This window comes from Pseudomonas sp. DR48, from assembly GCF_019823085.1.
In the GTDB taxonomy this organism is placed as follows: domain Bacteria; phylum Pseudomonadota; class Gammaproteobacteria; order Pseudomonadales; family Pseudomonadaceae; genus Aquipseudomonas.
Genome location: NZ_CP081946.1, coordinates 2,470,899 through 2,490,772, shown reverse-complemented (window position 1 = coordinate 2,490,772; position 19,874 = coordinate 2,470,899). Strand labels below are relative to the sequence as shown.

Genomic DNA, 19,874 nt, shown 5'->3' with positions numbered 1-19,874 from the left:
CGATTGTCGAACAACATCCCGGACGAAGCACAAGAGGACTCGCCGGGTGACGAGAAATCTTGTTCCCTACGCAGGCGCTAACCTGATCAGGTTCAACGGGATCCGAAATTATTCGATCTCAGCCTCATAGCAAGGCACCCCGACAAGAACCCGGCCAGTCTAGACACAACCAGCAAAGAACGCCAACACCGCGGTAAACACCATGATGAATGGCGCAATTAACGGATTGTTGCCGAACGTGGCCACCACTACACTCGCAAGCCATGCCGCACCTTGACGCTGTGTGGGCCGCGCCGTAGCCTTGGCGCTCAAATTATCAGCATAATTTTTTTAGGGATGGCCTCATGCTGCGCAAACTCTCACTGGCCCTTGCCGTGTCTTGTGCGTCCAATGGAATGGCCTGGGCAGCAGAAGCGCCCTTATCGACCAAAAACGATCTGGTCAGCGTGTATCAGGAAGCGAAGGACAACAACGCCGACCTCGCCGCCGCCGTTGCTCAATATGGCGCACAGAAAGAAGTCGTGCCTCAGGCTCGCGCCGGGCTGCTGCCCAATATCTCGGGCGGCGCAGAAATGGCCAACGTGCGCACTGTCATCGATCAGCCTTCGGCGACCGCCAACCGCAACGCCCACTCCTACCAGGCGACGTTGGCTCAACCGCTGTTCCGCGCTGATCGCTGGTTCCAGTTCCAGGCCGCCAAAGACGTCAACGAGCAGGCTGCACTGCAACTCTCGGCGACCGAGCAAAACCTGATCCTGCAAACCGCCAACAGTTACTTCAACGTCTTGCGCACCCAGGACAACCTGGCCTCGACCAAGGCCGAGGAAGCCGCGTTCAAACGCCAGCTCGATCAGTCCAACGAACGCTTTGACGTCGGCCTGTCGGATAAGACTGACGTGTTGCAATCGCAAGCGAGCTACGACACCGCGCGCGCCAACCGGATCCTCGCGCAGCGTCAGGTGGATGATGCTTTCGAAGCTCTGATCACCCTGACCAACCGTCAGTACAACTCGATCTGGGGTATTTCCCATACGCTGCCGATCCTGCCGCCCGCGCCGAACGACGCCAAGGCCTGGGTCGATACGGCGGCGAAGCAGAACCTCAATCTGCTGGCCAGCAACTACGCCGTCAGCGCGGCCGAAGAAACCCTCAAGCAGCGCAAGGCCGGCCATGCGCCGACCCTCGACGCCGTGGCGAAATACGAGAAAGGTGACAACGACGCCCTGGGTTTCAGCAACCCGAACGCCTTCCCCCAACCGTATGGTGGCAACGTCTCGCAAACGACGGTGGGCCTGCAACTGAACATCCCGATCTACAGCGGCGGCTTGACCAGTTCCCAGGTGCGTCAATCGTATGCGCAACTGGATCAGTCCGAGCAGCAGCGCGAATCCCTGCGTCGGCAGATCGTGGAAAGCACCCGCAACCTGCACCGCGCGGTGAACACCGACGTTGAGCAGGTGGCGGCGCGCAAGCAGTCGATCATTTCCAACCAGAGTGCGGTTGAAGCCACCGAAATCGGTTATCAGGTGGGCACGCGAAACATTGTCGACGTGCTGGATGCGCAGCGTCAGCTGTACACCTCGGTGCGCAATTACAACAATACCCGTTACGACTACATTCTCGACAACCTGCGCTTGAAGCAGGCGGCGGGCACGTTGAATCCCGGGGATTTGCAGGACCTGGGGCGTTATCTGAAGGCCGACTACAACCCGGATAAAGACTTCCTGCCACCGGACCTGGCCAAGGCTGCGGCGGCGCAGTTGAAGGCTAATCCGACGCAGTAAAAACAAAAGATCGCAGCCTCGTTTCACTCGACAGCTCCTACACCGGATTTGCATCAATCCTGTAGGAGCTGTCGAGTGAAACGAGGCTGCGATCTTTTTGTTTCAGACGACCCGATCGATCAATCGATCAGCCGCCCCAACCCATCCAGCAATCGCTGCAACGCCCCCTGATTGGTGCGCATCACCTTCAACCCCGCCTCCGCCATCCGCTGCGCATCGCGCGGCAATTCGAACAGCCGCTGCACGGCCAGCGCCAGACCTTCGGCATCTTCCACTTCCTGTAACGCCCCGGCGCTGCGCAATTGCGCGGCGATTTCGAGGAAGTTGAACAGGTGCGGCCCACTCAGCACCGGCTTGGCCAGTGCCGCCGGTTCCAGCAGGTTATGCCCGCCGTTTGGCACCAGACTGCCGCCGACAAATGCGCTGTCCGCCAGCGCATACAGAAACAGCAGCTCGCCCATGGTGTCGCCCAGCAACACCGACGTGCCGGCGGTGACCGGTTCGCCAGCGGAACGACGCACCGTGGCAAACCCCTGTTGCCGACACAACTCGAACACGGAATTGAATCGCTCTGGATGACGTGGCACCAAAATCAGCAGCGCATCGGGATGATTGGCCAACAACCGACGATGAGCCGCCAGCACCACTTCGTCTTCGCCTTCGTGAGTGCTCGCAGCGATCCACACCGGACGTTCCTGAGCCAGCCATTGCGCCCGCAGTTCGGCAGCGCGCTGAAGCAGTGCAGGGTCGATGGTCAGGTCGAACTTGATCGAACCGGTCACCTCGACAGTTTCTGCACGCGCGCCCAAGTCACGGAAGCGCTGGGCCTCGGCTTCGGTCTGCACCGCGAACAGACTCATCTCGGCAAGCATCGGTTGAGTCAGTTTGCTGAAGCGGCCATATCCCCTGGCCGAACGCTCGGACAGTCGCGCGTTGGCCAGCGCCACCGGAATGTTGCGTTTGGCGCATTGGTGAATGTGGTTAGGCCACAGTTCGGTTTCCATGATCACCGCCAGTGTCGGCCGGACCCGATCGAGAAATCGCTTGGCGGCGCACGGCAAGTCGTAAGGCAAATAGCAGTGCTGGATGCGCGGTTCGTTGGCGAACAGTGCGTGGATGCGCTCGGACCCGGTTGGGGTCATGCAGGTCACGGTAATCGGCAGCTGTGGATAACGTTGCAGCAAGGCGCGAATCATCGGCGCCGCCGCAATGCTTTCACCCACGGACACCGCGTGCACCCAAATGCCGCCCGGTTTCATCGCCGGCATGCCAAGGGAGAATCGCTCGCCAATCCGTTTGGCATACGCCGGTGCCTTGCGCGAGCGCAGCCACAGCCGAATCGCTACCAGTGGCAGCCCCAGGTAAAACAGCGCGGTGTAGAGAGTTCTATTCATGGCGGCGGAGTTTATCGGCTTTTTTGACCGATCGCCTGCAAGTGCACGGCAAAACGTTCCGCCAGCCAACGCGCCGCCGGACCGAGGGGTTCATCGCGGCGCCATACCAGCTCCACCACCAGCGCCGGCGGAGTCCATTCGCTGTCCAGCTCAACCATCAGGCCCTGATACGCCGGGTATTGCACCACGTGCCGCGGCAGCCAGGCCCAGCCGAGGCCGCGCACCAGCCATTCCGCCATGACGTAGAAGCTGTCGGCCCGCCAGACCTGCGGGCTGGCCGGCTCACTGCCGGGGTAGACGCTGGACTGTGTGGACATCAGCAGCTGTCGATGCTGCGCCATTTGCTGACAATCAATCTGCATCTGCCTGGCCAACGGATGTCCGACACCGCACACGGTCACCATCTCGACGCTGCCCAGCACTCGCCGCTCAAGGGCTTCGGGAATCTGATCGTGATAGAACAGCAAGCCCAGATCGGCCCGGCGCTCCACCAGCTTGCGCGCCACATCGCCTTGGGCGGCGCTGGTCAGTTGCACTTCAAGGCTGGGAAATTTTTCCGCCAGGGCTTCAAAGCTCTCGATGATCGGCTGATAGGGCATCGCCTCATCCTGAGCCACCCGCAGGCGTGCCTCCTGGCCGCGCATCATCGCCAACGCCCGCCCATTGAGGCGTTCACATTGACGCAGCACTTCGCGCGCCTCTTCCAGCAAGGCGTTGCCGGCTTCGGTGAGTTTGGGCTGACGGCCACTGCTGCGGTCGAACAGGCTCACGCCGAGGTCGTCCTCCAGCTGGGCAATCGAACTGCTCACCGCCGATTGCGCCTTGCGTTGATCCCGCGCAACCGCCGAAAACGAACGCTGCTCCGCTACGCTGACAAACAGCCGCAGATGCTCCAGATTCCATTGCATGCTCATGAGGCAACCCATCTTCAGAACAGATAGGTAATGACTTTACCGCATCTGGGGAGTCTCTAGAATGCCGACCACACAAAGCAACACTTCACACGAGGATGCACCCATGACCGCTTACTACTATCTGGCCATTGCCATCTGCGCCGAAGTGATCGCAACCGTTTCGATGAAAGCCGTCAAAGGCTTCAGTACCCCGTTGCCGCTGATTCTGGTGATTGTCGGCTACGGCATTGCCTTCTGGATGTTGACCCTGGTGGTGCGCAGCGTTCCGGTGGGTGTTGCCTACGCGGTGTGGGCCGGCATGGGAATCGTGATGGTCAGCGTGGCGGCGCTGTTTATCTACGGCCAGAAGCTGGATGTGCCGGCGATGCTGGGGATGGTGCTGATCGTATTGGGTGTTGTCGTGATCCAGCTCTTCTCCAAAACCGCCGGGCATTAAGCTCCAAGCACTATCCATTGTGGGAGCGGGCTTGCTCGCGAATGGGCCATATCAGTCGACATCAATGTTGCCTGACACACCGCTTTCGCGAGCAAGCCCGCTCCCACAGGTTTTGCGCCACCCGATTGATCACCAACAAATCCCCTTTTCTTCGAGTCTGTATACTGCGCCCTCGTCTTGAACATTGAGGTCGCTGCATGCCATCCGTTATTTCCACCGACGTTCTGATTGTCGGCGCTGGTGTCGCCGGCCTCTGGCTGAATGCGCGCCTGCGCCGTCAGGGTTTTTCGACCGTGCTGGTGGAAAGCGCCAGCCTCGGCGGCGGACAGAGCGTGAAGTCTCAGGGCATCATCCACGGCGGCGCCAAATACGCGCTGCATGGCGCCCTGACCGGCGCCTCGGAAGCCATCGCCGACATGCCGCGCCGTTGGCGTGAGGCGTTGGCCGGCGACGGCGAGCTGGACCTGTCCGGCGTGCGCCTGTTGTCCGAAGCCCATTACCTCTGGTCCCCCGGCACCCTCGCCGGCAACCTCACCAGTTTCTTCGCCAGCAAAGCCGTGCGCGGCCGCGTCGATCAGGTCAAGGGCGACCAACTACCGCCGGCCCTGCAAAACAAGCGCTTCAAGGGCAAAGTCTATCGACTGGCAGAATTGGTGGTCGACGTACCGAGCCTGATCCAGCGCCTCGCCGATCTGGCGGGGGACGGCTTGCTCGCCGGCCAGAAGATTGAACCGTTGCTGGAGGATGGCGTTCTGGTGGGCCTGAAGGTCGACGAGCGCGAGATCCGTGCGCAGCGCATCGTGCTCAGCGCCGGTGGCGGCACCGCAGCGCTGCTCGAAGCACTCGGCCTGAGCCAGCCCGCCATGCAGCGCCGGCCGCTGCACATGATCATCGCCAAAGGCCCTAGCCTCAAACTGCTGTACGCCCATTGCCTGGGCGGCGGCACCAAGCCGCGCATCACCGTGACCACCCACCCGGCGGCCGATGGCCAATGGGTCTGGTACCTGGGCGGCGATATCGCTGAAGCCGAAGGTGTTGCTCGCGAACCCGCCGAACAAATCGCCACCGCGCAGAAAGAACTTGGCCAGTTGCTGCCATGGATTGATCTGAGCACGGTGCAATGGGCGACCCTGCGCGTGGACCGCGCCGAGCCGCTGCAATCGGGGCTGACCCGTCCTGACAATGCATTTTTGGCCGAAGAAGGTCGACTGCTGGTCGGCTGGCCGACCAAATTGGCACTGGCGCCAGACTTCGCCGACCGGGTGATCGCAAGCCTTGCGCGTGACGGCATTCAACCCGGCCCTACGACGCCGCTACCCGATCTGCCAAAACCACCGATTGGCATCCCCGCCTGGGAGCAACTGTTGCCATGAGCCAACCGACCCTGCACGAACTGCATCGCCCACTGGGCAGCACCGGCCTGCTGGTTTCGCCGCTGGGCCTGGGCACGGTCAAGCTCGGCCGCGATCAAGGGGTGAAATACCCCAGCGGCTTCCAGATTCCCGATGACGACGAAGCGCGGATGTTGCTCAAGCTTGCGCACAACATGGGCATCAACCTGATCGACACAGCCCCGGCCTATGGCCGCAGCGAAGAACGTCTCGGGCCGTTGTTGCGTGGCCAGCGTCAGGATTGGGTGATCGTCAGCAAGGTCGGTGAAGAGTTTAGCGACGGCCAGTCGAGCCATGACTTCAGCGCCGCGCATACCCGACTGTCAGTGGAGCGCAGCCTGCAACGCCTGGAAACAGACTTCATCGACCTGGTGCTGGTGCACTCCGACGGCAACGACCTGGCGATCCTCAATGACAGCGAGGTCTATGCGACCCTCGCCGCACTCAAGGCCGAAGGCAAGATTCGCGGCTTCGGCTTTTCCGGCAAAACCGTAGAAGGCGGTTTGAAGGCTCTGGAACAAGGTGATTGCGCCATGGTCACCTACAATCTGAACGATCAGAACGAGAAGCCGGTCATTGACTATGCTGCTGCTCACGGTAAAGCCATTCTGGTCAAGAAAGCCCTCGCCAGCGGTCACGTCTGCCTGAGCCCGGGTGTAGACCCGGTGCGCGCCAGCTTCGAGTTGTTGTTTGAACATCCCGGCGTTGCCAGTGCTATTGTCGGGACCATTAATCCGCTGCACCTCGCCCACAACGTCGCGACCGTTGCCCAGGTCCTTCGTAGAAACTGATGCCGCCCACGCGGCCTTAAGCAGGAGCCGACATGCCGCGTACGCTCATAAGAAAGAACCCGAGCAACTTCAAGACCCTGCCGTTATACGTCGAAGCGACTCCCGAAGGCCTGAGTTATCAGAGCGTCGGGATGCCGCTCAATTTTTCCCAGACCCTGCAACGTCGCCGCCCGGTGGCGGTGGCCGACCCTCAGCGCTTTGCGCTGGAACTGGCCAACCTCGGGGTCTCGGTGCGCCTGACCCTGCATTGGCAAAATCGCGATTACTGGGTATTGGTGCGTCAGCGTCGGCAGGACCGTGGCGACGTGGTACTCAAGTTGATCTCTGGTTACGTGCCGGCCCACGAACTGAACCTGCCGCTGCACACCGCGATCCAGGAGATAGCCGAAGAGTGTCTGCTCGAAACCCCGGAAGGCTGGCTCGGTGGACGCTTCAATGACACCTGGTTGCCGGCGCCCTACTCGTCCGCGCTGCATTACCGCGAGGCATTGCCCTTTCGCCTGACACCGTTGTCCGGCTCTGCGCGGCCGGTGCGTTGCGCCAAGATGCAGTTGATCGAACGTCCGCATGCCTATGTGCATCTGCCGACGGCTTCGTTGCAATTGATCTATGACTTGCGCCTGGAGGTGCCCAAGGAAGCCAAATCCCTGAGCCTGTTCCATGTCGATGAAAGACTGGAGGGTGATCAGCTGGTGGCCCGGCTCGATCGCAAGCGCCCCGATTTGTACCTGATGCCTCTGCAGGACGGCCAGCCGATGGCCGAGTTGTATACCTTGAAAAAGGATCAGCTATACCCGGCGAGTACGCGTGGGTTGTATCTGGCAGAGAGTTTTGCCCAGCAGGAAGGCTGGCTGGTGCGCGACGAGCGGATTCGCTGGAAGGACTGGATGCGACAGCAGGGATTGAGCCCGCCGGGGAAAGATTCCGGTTTGGCGCGGCTGCGTGGGAAAGCGAAGCTATTACTGAAGAAGATTGTGCCGCGGAAAAAAGTCAGCTCTTGATCGTTCTCACGTCGAACCGGTCGAACCGTCGGCGTGGAAGGCTTCAATGGACGCTCGGCGTCCGCTCTGGGACGCCGAGCGTCCCGGGCTGCATTCCCACGCGGAGCGTGGGAACGATCAACGTGTCATTCGGACTTGCGGATTTTCTCGACTATTGCAGTCGTCGAGCTGTTCGCAACCAGCCCCAGCACTTTCACCGTCCCGCCGTAAGCGGTCACGATGTCCGCGCCGACCACCTGGTCGATTCCGTAATCACCGCCCTTGACCAACACATCCGGCTTGACCTCGCGCAGCAGGTTTTCCGGGGTGCCTTCAGGGAAGCTGATAACCCAGTCCACCGCGCCGAGACCGGCCAATACGGCCATGCGACGGTCAACGCTGTTGATCGGACGACCGGGCCCTTTCAAGCGGCTCACTGACGCATCGTCGTTGACCGCGACGATCAGACGATCGCCCTGGGCCCGAGCCTGCTCAAGATACGTTACGTGGCCGGCATGCAGGATGTCGAAACAACCGTTGGTGAACACGATCTTCTCTTTATGCGCACGCGCATCGGCGACCGCCAACAGCAACTGCTCCAGGCCCAGTACGCCGCGCTCGGAACCTTCTTCACGCTGAATGGCACGACGCAACTCCGGCGCGCTGATGGCCGCCGTACCGAGTTTGCCGACCACGATGCCCGCCGCCAGGTTGGCCAGGGCCACCGCGTGAGGGAGTTCTTCACCCGCTGCAATCGCTGCCGCCAGGGTGGAAATTACCGTATCGCCGGCACCGGTCACGTCGAACACTTCACGGGCACGGGCCGGCAGGTGCAGCGCCGGATGGTCCGGACGCAGCAAGGTCATGCCATGTTCGCCTCGGGTCACCAGCAATGCGCCGAGATCGAGGTCGTGCATCAGCTGCGCGCCTTTGCTCACCAGTTCGTGCTCATCGGCGCAACCGCCGACGATGGTTTCGAATTCGCTGAGGTTCGGGGTGATCAGGCTCGCGCCCCGATAGATCGAGAAGTCCTTGCCCTTGGGATCGGCCAGCACCGGAATGCCACGGGCACGGGCGGCCTGGATCAGCACCTGATGGTTTTTCAGCGCGCCTTTGCCGTAGTCGGACAACACCAGCACCTTGATGCCTTCGAGCAATTCGTCGACTTGCTCGCCCAGCGCCAGTGCGTCGGTAGCGAACGGCTCCTCAAAGTCGATACGCAGCAATTGCTGGTGACGGCTCATGACCCGCAGCTTGACGATGGTCGGCTGGTGCGCGATGCGCTGGAACAAGGCACGAACGCCTGCCCCCTTGAGACTATTGGCCAGACTGTCGGCTGCTTCGTCGTCGCCGGTCACGCCGACCAGCGAGGCCGGAGCACCGAGGGCGGCAATGTTCAACGCAACGTTGGCGGCACCGCCCGGGCGGTCCTCGATTTGCTCGACCTTGACCACCGGCACCGGTGCCTCAGGGGAAATCCGTGAGGTACCACCATGCCAGTAACGGTCGAGCATGACATCGCCGACCACCAAGACAGGGGCTTGATCGAATCGCGGCATGGACAACTTCATGGAGCAACCCACATACAAAATGAACAGGGGCGCGATATTACCACAGGGTGGGCACTGGCTTGCGCGACGGCTGCAACCGGATGATTCGACACTAAAATCTGGTCATTTATTGAGCAGAAATGACGATAACTGCCTGCAAGCATCTGCCTGCGCCCGTTTTTCGGTGTCGATCTCGCACTCGGCAGACAGCGGCGCCTCGTACGTCCAGATCACCAACATGGCAGCGACTCATTCATAACCGAGCAACTCGTAGTCACGTTGATACGCTCGCCGCACCAGGCGGCGTGTGCGCGCCGTGCAGAAATCCCGGGCCGGCGTTGCAAGTCGTTGCCGGGAGGCGTTGAGGTGAGGCAATGCCACCGACTGACCCAACCGCTCGCAAACCAGCTGGAAGTCACGTTCCAGGTGTTCCTGATAACCAACGAAATCCAGGGCCAGATGCCCCAGGGAGTCGGTGACAAAGTCTGTCTGCGCGGCGAAGTGCAATTGCCGGTTGATGGTTTCCGGGTGCAGCCAGCGCCTGACGAAGTCATCGAAGTCGCGGTAGTGACTGACCAGTTGCTGCGCTGCGTGATCACGCTGCCCCAACACATTGCCCCGTAAAAAAGCGTAGGCCGAGTAGGCCCTTTCCAGTGGATCACGAACGAAGGCGAACTTGAAACTGGCGGCATACTGCTGGGGAAACTGCTGCTCGTACCAGTACAACGGCAAGTGCCCCGGGCTCCAGTTATCGAATATCGCCGCACAGATGCTGCTCCCGGCGCATTTAGGGACGTGGATGAACAGACAGGCATGCTGCTCGAAGGCCCGAGGGAAACGCAGGTTGCCCGACATCGACTTGTTCACTGCCTGACGGTCCACCACCGACAGGCGCCCCAGCAGGAAGGCCCGTTGCGGCTTGGGCAGGATTTTCCAGAGATAACGTTGAAACATGGCATTACCCGCGCGAAAGGGATGACCCTATCGTTGAAGTCAAGATTCGTTCAGGAACCTTAGCAAGCGCGGCACGCAGTTTTATTCAGGTTTGGTCAAGAAGGGTAAAGGTCTGGATACAAATCACCGGGCGCATTGCACGCCCGGTGATCATTTGTCAGGCGATGTCTTCGGCCGGGGCATCGAGGCCCATGGCATTGAGTCGGGCGTAGTAACCATTGTGCGCCAGGAGTTCGGCATGGGTGCCGCGCTCGACGATCCGCCCCTGGTCCATCACCAGAATCAGGTCCGCCTTCTCGATGGTCGACAACCGATGCGCGATCACCAGGGTGGTCCGGCCTTTCATGACCTGATCCAGCGCTGCCTGAATGTGACGCTCCGACTCTGTATCGAGGGCCGACGTGGCCTCGTCCAGAATCAGCAGGGGCGCGTTCTTCAACAGCGCCCGGGCAATTGCCAGCCGCTGGCGCTGACCGCCGGAAAGCAGCACGCCGTTCTCGCCGACCTGGGTGTCCAGGCCTTCGGGCAGTTGCGCGATAAAGTCCATCGCATAAGCATCCCGAGCTGCTTTTTCAATGTCTTCACGGGGCGCGCCGGCCAGATCGCCATAGGCAATGTTGTTGGCCACGGTATCACTGAACAGCGTGACGTGCTGGGTCACCTGGGCGATGTGCTTGCGCAGGTTCAGCAGTTTGTACTGCTCCACTTCGACACCGTCGATCAGGATCTCGCCCTTGTCGTGGTGATAGAAGCGCGGAATCAGGTTGGCCAGCGTCGACTTGCCGCTACCCGATCGACCGACCAACGCCACCATTTGCCCCGGCTCGACCGAGAAGCTGATGTCATCGAGCACCTGGCGCTCGGTGTCGGGGTAGGTGAAGCTCAGGTGGCGCACGTCCAGACGGCCGCTGACGGCATCACGCTCGACGGTACCGGTATCGACTTCAGGCGCGACGTCCAGTTGCTCGAAGATGCTCTCGGCACCGGCCACGCCTTTCTGGATGGTCGAGCTGACTTCGGACAATTGGCGAATCGGTTTGGGCAGCAGACCGGCCAGAGTGATGTAGGCAACCATGTCGCCCGCCGACGAATCACCGCGCAGGTAAAGCACCAGGAACATCAGTACCGCCATCGCGGTGTAGATCACCAATTGCAGCAACGGCGTGTAGATGGCGCCGGTACGGGTCATGCGCAGTTGCTTGTCGGTGTTGCCCTGACTGGCTTCGAAGAAACGCTTTTCTTCGTAGACTTCGCCGCCAAAGCTGCGCACCACGCGATAACCCTGAATGGTCTCCGACGCCACATGCGTCACGTCACCCATGGCCAACTGGATTTTCTTGCTCTGCTTACGGAATTTCTTGCTCGCGGTGCGCACCATGATAGCGATCAACGGCAGGATGGCGACCATGACCAGCGTCAGGCGCCAGTTCATGAACAGCAGCGAAGCGAACAGGAAGATCACCGTCATGCCTTCACGGATTACGACCTTGATCGCATCTGTGGCCGCCCCGGTGACCATTGTCACGTTGAAGGTGATACGCGAAATCAAATGACCCGAGTTATGCTTGTCGAAATATCGATTGGGCAAGACCAGCAGGTTATTGAACAGCTGCACACGCAAGTCATGCACCAGCCCGAGGGAAACCTTGGCCAGAAAGTAGTTGCCCAGATAAGATCCCAATCCCTGCCATGCGGCAATCAGGATGATCAGCAACGGCACGGCCTGCAGCAGTTGCAGATCACGCAGGTAAGGCACGTTTGGAAACAGTGCCGCCTCGGGGTTGGACAAACCGTCGACGAAATACTTGAGGATGTAGCCAAGCATCGGCTGCGTCGAAGCGAAAATCAGAAAACCGACGATGCTGATCAGAAACAGACTGATGTACGGCCGGACATAACCGAGCAGGCGGAAGTAGATTTTCAAGCTCGAAGGGCTTGCGGAGAGACTGGAGTCGGTCATATCACGCGAATGTCGATAAAAAGGACGCTGACTTTAGCACAGCTTCCTCAGGGTTCTGGCAATCGCACAAAGGCTGTTATTGTTAGACGTAGTGTTCAGCATCAAATAGCCATCACCCCGAAATGGCCGATCAACTTCAGGATTGAATCTTTCAGCATGCAGCTAAGCGGTTTAAACAACGTGTCCAATCGAGTTTTCGATTTCATTTGCCTCTGGATTCTTCCCGTTGGCTATTTTCTGCTCTTGTGCGCGATGTTTTTCCTGCCGGGCCGAAGTTTGCACCACAAGCTTTTTTATGGACTGTTCAGCATTCCGGCATTGGTTGCCCTTTGCCTGCGGCCTCGTGCACTAAAGGAGCTGCTACGCCAACCGATCTTCATTGCAGCGCTGGTGTTCGTCGCCTGGGCTATGGTGAGTTTATGCTGGACCCCTGACAGCAAAAGCTTCTTCGGCGAATTCAAGCCACCGCTGCATACGTTGTTGTTGTTCGCAGGGTGTTATTTGCTGGTGCGTTATCGCAGTGAAATCATTCAACCACTGTTGCTCACCGCCGCAATCGTGGGTCTGATCTGCACGGCCTACTACTTATTCATGTTTTCTCGTATCTACGAGCCTGGGCTACGCCTGATCGGTGGCGGTGCGTTCGACAATCCCTTGCTCAGCTCTCACGTGTTCGGATTTTTCTGCGCGTATTGGTTGAGTTTGAGCATGACTTGCAAGCGCAAGCAGGTGCTCTGGCTGAGCATCCCGGCGATGGCCGTGATGTTCGCCGCCGTCATTGCGACCGGCTCCAGAACCCCGCTGGTTGCGCTGACCATCGCCTCGTTTTGGCTGAGTTTCATCTGCTGGGGTCGGCGGTCCATGGTCTTGCTTGGCGTGCTGCTCGTCAGCGGGGCAACCGTAGCAGTGCTGTTCTCACGGATGATCATCGAGCGCGGCGACTCTTATCGTTTCGAAATCTGGCAGTTGGCGCTGAACAAAATTGCTGAACACCCGTGGATCGGCCATGGCTACAACGCTGATCTGGCCATAGACCCGGGGGTCGGAACAAACTTCCAGGAGCCTCACAGCTTTGCCTTGGGCGTTCTGTATTACGTCGGCATTATAGGCCTGCTTCCGTGGTTGTTCTTTCAGGCCTGGGCGTTGCTGAGCAGCTGGCGTAATCGCGTGCAACCGCTGTTTATCATTGCCTCGACGTGGTTGATATTCGGGATTGGTGCGGGTCTGACCGAAGGTGGCGGCATTATCTCGCGACCTAAAGAGCACTGGTTTCTGCTATGGATTCCGTTGGCACTGGTCGCCGCCCTGAGCATCAACCTGCGCACCAGACGCCTGTTGGCAATGCCGGTCAAGGCACTGAAGCCGACAGACCTGCAAGCGCTGACGGCCAATGCGCAGGTAATCGAAGAAGATGGCCTGGGCCCTAAAGTCCTGCGTCTGGTTGATGGCAGCTTCCTCAAGCTGTTCCGTCGCCGCCGCTGGTACACCTCGGGCAGCTTCAACCCGTACTCCGAACGCTTTGCCGTCAACAGCGAACAATTGCGCGGCATGGGGATTCCCACCCCGAAAATTCTTGACCTGTACCGGCTCCACGATGGCAGCAGCGCCGTGCACTATATGCCACTCCCGGGCAACACCTTGCGCCAGGTGATGCAAGGCATTACAGCTCCGGCAGTGCGTCAGGCTCTGGTGGAGCGATTCGGCAAGTTCATGGCTCAACTGCATGAGCAAGGTGTGTATTTCCGCTCGCTGCACCTGGGCAACGTGTTGGTGCTTGAAGATGGCGAGTTCGGCTTGATCGACGTGGCCGACATGCGCATCTACCCTTCATCCCTGAGCCTGTCGCTGCGTCAGCGTAATCTGCGCCACATGCAACGCTACACGGTAGATCGACGCTGGTTGTTCGAAGATCACTTCGAAGCGTTGCTCCAGGGATATGCCATGACGGCGTCAAAATCCGCTGTCGATAATCTGCACAGGCAAGTGCTGGCCGGGAGTCTCCCGGCTCGGTCTCATTGATGACCGAAACCAACCCACTCATTGCGCCGGCAGCCTATCTGCTGGCCATCCTGACCGCCGCCCTGTTGTTGCGCGCCGTCCCGAAAATAGCCCGTCACCTGAAGCATTCCGGCGAAAGCCGTTACGCCAGCATTGACGGGTTACGCGGCTATCTGGCGTTCGGCGTGTTCGTGCATCACTCGATCATTACCTGGATCTTCCTGCGCACCGGCGTGATCGATTTTCCGCCGAGCAATTTTTACGCACAACTCGGCCAGGGCAGCGTCGCGCTGTTTTTCATGATCACCGGCTTCCTGTTCTGGAACCGATTGCTCACCCAAGGACGTCAACACGACTGGCTTGCCTTTGCCGTGTCTCGCCTGTTTCGCCTCTACCCGTTGTACCTGCCGCTGATGCTGATCGTATTTGTCACGGTGTTTTATCTGCAGAACTGGGAACTCAAGGAACCTGGCATCCGTCTGCTCGGACAGATTCTGGCCTGGCTGACCTTCGCCCTACCCGACGTCAACCAGTACCACCGCACCGGCATGTTGATCTCCAACGTCACCTGGACCTTGGGCTATGAGATGTTTTTCTACCTAGCCCTACCGCTCGCCGCCATGGTGTTTATCTATCGCACAACCTGGATGCAAGTGGTGCTGTGCCTGATCGGCATCTATGCCCTTTACCAGGTGGTCGGCTGGGAACATTCGTTGAAAAAACACTTCCTGGCGAGCTTCCTCGGCGGCATCGGAGCCGCGTACTGGATTCGCCGGCCACAACTGATGGCCTGGAGTCAGACACGAATGGCGGGCATTGTCGCATTGCTGGCATTGGCCATTGCATTCACGGCATTCAACCGCGCCTTCAGCCTTAGGCCATTGTTGCTCATGTCGTTGTTTTTCGTGATCGTGGCGTCCGGAAACAACCTGTTCGGCCTGTTGAAACCGCGCAGCATCCGCTGGCTCGGGGAAATCAGCTACAGCACCTATTTGCTGCACGGGTTCGTGCTTTGGTTATTGGTGCAGCGACTGCCGCCCATGCTGGAGCTGGATGCTCGCGACACTTCGACCTTTCTGACGCTGCTGGCCGTGTGCAGCTGCCTGTTGATAGTCATCAGCAGCTTGACGTTCCTGTACATCGAACAGCCGGGCATCAACGCAGGCAAGAAAGTCTTGCAGTGGTTGCGGCAAAGCAGGAGCAGGAAGGTCGACAAGGGCCTGACGGAAAAGATCGCTCGCTGATCTCACATACCCTCTAGCAGCTGGCGCAGCCGAATGCAGGCTTCGCCAGCTGTTAAGAATATTGCGTCAAGACCTTAGTCTTTTTCCAGCGGCGAGAAGTACAGCCGCCCGAGACCACGCCAGGTCTTCTTGTTCCAGGCTTTGAACGGGATCTGTGCCAGCAGCTCGCGAGCCAACTTGCGATCGCGGTTGGAGGTTTTGAGAAACATTGAACTGAGGAACTTGTAGCGCACCTCGTCGTACAGCGGATGATCGCTGAACAGCGCGTAGGAGCGCAGGATATTGTCGACCATGAAGCGGTGGTTCTTGTAGGAATTGGTGGGGTGCTTGCGATAGCGCGCCATCAATACATTCAGGCCATCGATGAAGTACCCGGCACGGGTCACCTTCAATTCGATCAGCAAGTCTTCCAGCCGAATGTTCGGATCGAACCCACCCACCTTGTCCAGCGCTTCCCGACGGATCATCAGGGTCGGCGCGGGCGGATAGGGTTTGCGCTCCAGGAACATGTCATCAAAGTCCAGGCGCCGAAACGGCACATCGCGGCGCTGGCGCTTCTCGGGAAACAGATTGCCGTCGGCGTCGATCAGCTCGATGTTACCGGCGCAGATACCGACCTCAGGCTTGCCATCCATGTAGGCCACCTGCGTCGCAATACGTTCCGGGAGCATGATGTCGTCGGAACCGAATGGCACGATCAGGCTGCCCTTTGAGCGGGCAATGGCGGCATTGAGGGTATTCGTCAGGCCCTGGTTCTGTTGAACCCGGAAATCGAAGCCGTACTTTTCCTGCAATACCTTGATGCGCTCGACACTGTCGTCACTGGAACCATCATCGACCACCAGCAGTTCGATGTTCTTATAGGTCTGATTGAGAACGCTGAGGATACTTTCCTCGATGTAGCGAGCGTGGTTATACGACGCGATGATGACCGTTACGAGAGGTTGCGCGTCGCTCATGGTTGTTCCTTGCGAGCCTGTTCAAGGCCGGATTCGATCAGGTTCAGGTATTCCTGGCGGAACACCTCGATGTCATGTTCTTTCTGCAGATAAAGGAACGCCTGCTCACCCTTGGCCTTGAGTTCGTCATCCGACAGGGCAAGGTAGTTATCCAGCGCCGTGACCAGGCTCGGCACATCCTTCGGCGTAATCGCCAACCCGCCAGCCCCTTCGATCAACGGCAGCATTGCCGGCACATTGGAGGCGATAACCGGCAGGTGTCCGCTCATGCCTTCCAGCAGCGCCAGGCCCAGGCCTTCAGCCAGGGACGGCATGGTCCAGATATCGAACGCACGAATGTACTGCAAGGCGATTTCCTTGAAGCCCAAAAGGTGTGCGCGACCGGTCAGGCCCAGGCGCTCGATCTCGGCTGCCAGTTTCGACTCTTCGCGGCCGGCCCCGATGATCGCCAATTGGGTGTTCGGGTATTTGTCTTTGAGCGCGGCAAACGCCTGCAGCAGATAGGTGTGGCCCTTGACCGGCACCAGACGACCCAACGCGCCGATCAAGCGCACCGACGGATCGATGCCCAGCAACTCGCGGGCGCGCTCACGACTGTGCTGTAAGCCTTCGGCCTGTTCGATGTCGATCGCATTGGTGATCGCGTAGGTGTTCTGGTCGGTGAAACCACAGTCGCAGTCCAGCAGGTACTGTTTGACGGCCGGCGATACGCCGACAAAACGCCAGTGCCGATCGATCAGGCGCTGGGTCTGGCGACGCCGGTAAAACCGGTCGTACTCGCCAAAGCCGTGGGAGATGCCAATGCACAGCGGCACTTTCAACCAACGGTTGAGGGTCAGCATCATGTTCACGGGTTTGAAGCGGTTGCAGATCACCACGTCGAATTTTTCCGCGCGGCAAAACTTGTACAGCTGCCACATCGCCCGCAGGCGCATGCCCTTGAGGGACTTGTCGGAGAACTCGAAATACACCGAACGGTCAGCCCGGCTCACGGCCTCGCCTGGCCCGGGCTTGCCACGCAGGAACGCGGCGGTCACTTCATAGCGCTCGCTCGGCAAAGCCTTGACGATCTGCTCCGCTAGGTCGGCAAAATCATGGGCTTTGACGTTGTAGTCTGGCTGCAACTGCAGAACCTTTGACCGTTGACTCATAACTCTCCCCGGTGAAAACCAGTCGCATCAATGACCCAGGTCGCGTCGGCGGCAATACGCCGGACCTCGGCTGGATCGGGTGAAGGCAACCGTGACCACTCATTGCGCTTCCAGCAGACGAAGTGGAAATACGGAAACCGGCGATCGCCATCGCGATCGTTGCTCAAACAGCCATTGCGCCAATACCAGTGGCGCGGAAAATCATCCGTGCCGTCGTGCCACTTGATGCAGCCTCCCGGGGTGCTGAACGCCTCAGTGAATTCACTGCGTCGTCGAGACGGATTGAGCTTGCCCACCCAGGTGAACAAGGGCTCGGGAAAATTTTTGCGCCAGTGGAAGATTCGGCTGAATGCGCCCTCGTCCAGCGCGTGGTGCACTTGGTCGGTAAAGCGCTTTCGCCAGTCCTTCATCTTCATGAACAACTCACGCTTTCGGGTGTTGTTACGCATCAGGCAAAGATGGCCCGCGACCCGCCGCTCGTGAGTCGAGAACAGGTCATGACCGGCCAGTCGCTCCGAGGTGAAATAACCACGAAGGTCACCATACACCAGATCAATATCGCCGAACCCCCAGAAATCATAGCCTTGCAGGCGGTCGGCATGAATATGCCCCAGCGCCGGTTTGATATCACAGAGTTTGTAAGGCGCATCCGGTGCAAAGTCGATATCGAGCCGATCAGACACCAGCCCACAGTACTCACTGAATGTCATGCATTCGACCGTGACGTTGGGCGGCAGATGCTCCGGGATACCGCAGTCGCTGAACAGCAACCAGACGATATCGGGGTTACGACGACAACTCTCCAGAAAGAACGGCATCCAGAACGGCCAGCAGCCGAAATACGGAATCAAAAAAACTATTCGTGGGCATGGGTTGATCACGGAAGAATCACTACAGTAGTTTGAGTCGCAGCCATGCTAGGCCGCGCAGAACTTCATTTCTGCTGCCTAGGTGTTTCAGTATGCTTCAAAAGCCATAGCAACTCGTGACGCCTGATCGCCTTACGAAAAAATTCGTTTTCGCCATACAGCGGCAGTGCTCTACGGGCCAGCAGTCGCTGTATCAACCGACGCACACGGCGCTTGAAGGGCATGGGCGGTTGCAGGTCATGCATCATGCCCAGCGCCATGGCTTTATCTCTCTGCAAGTCCAGCGACAGCGGCAGGCAGTACGGCTCCATCGGCGTGACCGAGTCAAAGGCAGGAGGCAGTGCGATGCCGTGGCCTGCATCGCCCATTGGCCAACGGTCGTTGTCGTGCAAATGGTTGGCATAGCCGAGCAGTGTCGTCGGCTGCCACTCCAGCCCCTGCAAGGCTTCGAGAACTGCTTGCTGGGCGCAAATATGATCAGGGTGCGGATCGAGTATCGGGTGTGGCAACACAATCACCTCGGGCCGCGCGCGCAGCAACAGCTCGCGCAGATCGGCCAGCAGATTGTTCCAGGTCGCAGCGCCGTCGACATCGCCTGGCAGGGCGAATGGGTTCAACTGGCGAAACACTCGGGTGTCGCTCAGATCCGCTTCCCGCGAACCCACCGATTGAGCCGGCGTGGCCTGCATCGCCGCCAATTGCAGACAGAAATAACCCAACTGAACGCAATGCGCTTCAGGCACACCGGCCCAACGCGGCACCGCGATGCTGTCCCAGGCGCGCAAACGCCCTTTGAGGCGTGCTGCCTCGACCTTGTTCAGGCCCAGTTGTCGATAGTGTTCAGCTTCGATTTCACCGGCGGTGAGCGTGACAATCCAGGCTTCATCGGCCTGACTGTATAAACCATAGGCCGCCAACTCTGCATCGTCAGCGTGGGGCGCAATCACCATCACGCGCTGGCGTCGATAATCGGGTTGTTCGAATGCCCAGAGTACGGGCTCGCCGAACAATCGGCAGAACCGCCCACGCAGACGTAACTCGCCTCGCGACAGCACCTGCGCCTGACCGCTGAGGTTCAGGTAACGCAGACCGTTGACACCCCGTTCGAAGGTTTGCCGGTCGGGACTCTCGCCGCCCGCCAACTCAACCACCGGATCGATAAAGCGTCCCAGCCACGTGCTCTTTATCCGCAGCGCCAGCACCAGAGTGGCGTCATCGACCAGCATGACGCCTTCGTCCAGCCGTAGACGCTCACCGTCCAGATGAACCTTGGGCTGCTGGGTGTACGGCGCAAAACTGTATTGGTAATCGTCTTTGGGCGAATAGAACAAATGGTCGGCAAACCAGGCTTCGTGAGCAATCCAGCCCAACACCGCCAACACCGGCGGCAACCACCAGGCCACCCACACGCCGATGGCAATCAGCAGCACCAGTGCGATCAACAGACCGATGCGCTTGTTGCGACGATGGCGTTTGAGCAGTTGCTGTTTGCGGCTCAT

16 protein-coding genes and 1 riboswitch are annotated in these 19,874 nt (G+C 59.4%); of the genes, 7 read left to right on the top strand and 9 right to left on the bottom strand.

From position 1 onward, the window contains the following. Positions 1 to 46: 46 nt before the first annotated feature. Positions 47 to 152: riboswitch (TPP riboswitch) on the bottom strand. Positions 153 to 344: 192 nt separating this feature from the next. Continuing rightward, on the top strand, positions 345 to 1,784 hold the full coding sequence (locus K5K95_RS11310; RefSeq protein WP_222589510.1) for a TolC family outer membrane protein: 1,440 nt from the start codon (positions 345 to 347) through the stop codon (positions 1,782 to 1,784). 119 nt (positions 1,785 to 1,903) lie between these two features. Here K5K95_RS11310 and waaA read toward each other — a convergent pair whose 3' ends face one another. After that, positions 1,904 to 3,178 carry a lipid IV(A) 3-deoxy-D-manno-octulosonic acid transferase gene (gene waaA / locus K5K95_RS11305; RefSeq protein ID WP_222589509.1) on the bottom strand — a complete coding sequence of 425 codons (1,275 nt, stop codon included), beginning with the start codon at positions 3,176 to 3,178 and terminating at the stop codon, positions 1,904 to 1,906. Positions 3,179 to 3,189: 11 nt separating this feature from the next. Further along, entirely contained in the window at positions 3,190 to 4,092 is a 903-nt protein-coding gene (locus K5K95_RS11300; protein ID WP_222589508.1) for a LysR family transcriptional regulator, read from the bottom strand. Positions 4,093 to 4,195: 103 nt separating this feature from the next. Here K5K95_RS11300 and K5K95_RS11295 point away from each other — a divergent pair, with 103 nt between their 5' ends. The 4 genes from K5K95_RS11295 (at position 4,196) to K5K95_RS11280 (ending at position 7,711) form a co-directional block, all read left to right on the top strand. Further along, a complete protein-coding gene (locus K5K95_RS11295) occupies positions 4,196 to 4,528 on the top strand; it encodes a DMT family transporter (RefSeq protein ID WP_222589507.1) in 333 nt (110 codons plus the stop codon). A 197-nt stretch (positions 4,529 to 4,725) separates the two neighbouring features. After that, positions 4,726 to 5,901 (top strand): NAD(P)/FAD-dependent oxidoreductase, encoded by a 1,176-nt coding sequence (locus tag K5K95_RS11290; protein WP_222589506.1) that lies wholly within the window; start codon positions 4,726 to 4,728, stop codon positions 5,899 to 5,901. Then, positions 5,898 to 6,710: an aldo/keto reductase gene (locus K5K95_RS11285; RefSeq protein WP_090176347.1), complete on the top strand. Its 813-nt coding sequence runs from the start codon at positions 5,898 to 5,900 to the stop codon at positions 6,708 to 6,710. Before K5K95_RS11290 ends, K5K95_RS11285 begins: the two co-directional genes overlap by 4 nt. 32 nt (positions 6,711 to 6,742) lie before the next feature. Then, positions 6,743 to 7,711: a metal ABC transporter ATPase gene (locus tag K5K95_RS11280; RefSeq protein WP_222589505.1), complete on the top strand. Its 969-nt coding sequence runs from the start codon at positions 6,743 to 6,745 to the stop codon at positions 7,709 to 7,711. 125 nt (positions 7,712 to 7,836) lie between these two features. Here K5K95_RS11280 and hldE read toward each other — a convergent pair whose 3' ends face one another. The 3 genes from hldE to msbA form a co-directional block, all read right to left on the bottom strand. Beyond that, complete coding sequence (hldE, locus tag K5K95_RS11275) at positions 7,837 to 9,261, bottom strand: bifunctional D-glycero-beta-D-manno-heptose-7-phosphate kinase/D-glycero-beta-D-manno-heptose 1-phosphate adenylyltransferase HldE (RefSeq protein ID WP_090176352.1); 1,425 nt, start codon at positions 9,259 to 9,261, stop codon at positions 7,837 to 7,839. A 228-nt stretch (positions 9,262 to 9,489) separates the two neighbouring features. Beyond that, positions 9,490 to 10,194 (bottom strand): sulfotransferase family 2 domain-containing protein, encoded by a 705-nt coding sequence (locus K5K95_RS11265; protein ID WP_222589504.1) that lies wholly within the window; start codon positions 10,192 to 10,194, stop codon positions 9,490 to 9,492. A 157-nt stretch (positions 10,195 to 10,351) separates the two neighbouring features. Continuing rightward, on the bottom strand, positions 10,352 to 12,154 hold the full coding sequence (gene msbA / locus K5K95_RS11260) for a lipid A export permease/ATP-binding protein MsbA (RefSeq protein WP_222589503.1): 1,803 nt from the start codon (positions 12,152 to 12,154) through the stop codon (positions 10,352 to 10,354). A 156-nt stretch (positions 12,155 to 12,310) separates the two neighbouring features. Between msbA and K5K95_RS11255 the strand changes: the two genes are divergently transcribed. Then, on the top strand, positions 12,311 to 14,173 hold the full coding sequence (locus K5K95_RS11255; protein WP_222589502.1) for an O-antigen ligase family protein: 1,863 nt from the start codon (positions 12,311 to 12,313) through the stop codon (positions 14,171 to 14,173). Continuing rightward, entirely contained in the window at positions 14,173 to 15,396 is a 1,224-nt protein-coding gene (locus K5K95_RS11250) for an acyltransferase family protein (protein WP_222589501.1), read from the top strand. The genes K5K95_RS11255 and K5K95_RS11250 overlap by 1 nt, the downstream gene beginning before the upstream one ends. Before the next feature lie 74 nt (positions 15,397 to 15,470). On the opposite strand, the gene K5K95_RS11245 is transcribed toward K5K95_RS11250, so the two are convergent. The 4 genes from K5K95_RS11245 to K5K95_RS11230 are packed head-to-tail and all read right to left on the bottom strand — an operon-like array spanning position 15,471 to position 19,874. After that, positions 15,471 to 16,355, bottom strand: coding sequence for a glycosyltransferase (locus tag K5K95_RS11245; protein WP_222589500.1), 885 nt, complete (start codon positions 16,353 to 16,355; stop codon positions 15,471 to 15,473). Next, positions 16,352 to 17,506 carry a glycosyltransferase family 4 protein gene (locus K5K95_RS11240; protein WP_222589499.1) on the bottom strand — a complete coding sequence of 385 codons (1,155 nt, stop codon included), beginning with the start codon at positions 17,504 to 17,506 and terminating at the stop codon, positions 16,352 to 16,354. The genes K5K95_RS11245 and K5K95_RS11240 overlap by 4 nt, the downstream gene beginning before the upstream one ends. Next, positions 17,503 to 18,387, bottom strand: a complete 885-nt coding sequence (locus K5K95_RS11235; RefSeq protein WP_222589498.1) for a DUF6625 family protein — start codon at positions 18,385 to 18,387, stop codon at positions 17,503 to 17,505. The genes K5K95_RS11240 and K5K95_RS11235 overlap by 4 nt, the downstream gene beginning before the upstream one ends. Positions 18,388 to 18,440: 53 nt before the next feature. Then, positions 18,441 to 19,874 (bottom strand): PIG-L deacetylase family protein, encoded by a 1,434-nt coding sequence (locus tag K5K95_RS11230; protein WP_222589497.1) that lies wholly within the window; start codon positions 19,872 to 19,874, stop codon positions 18,441 to 18,443.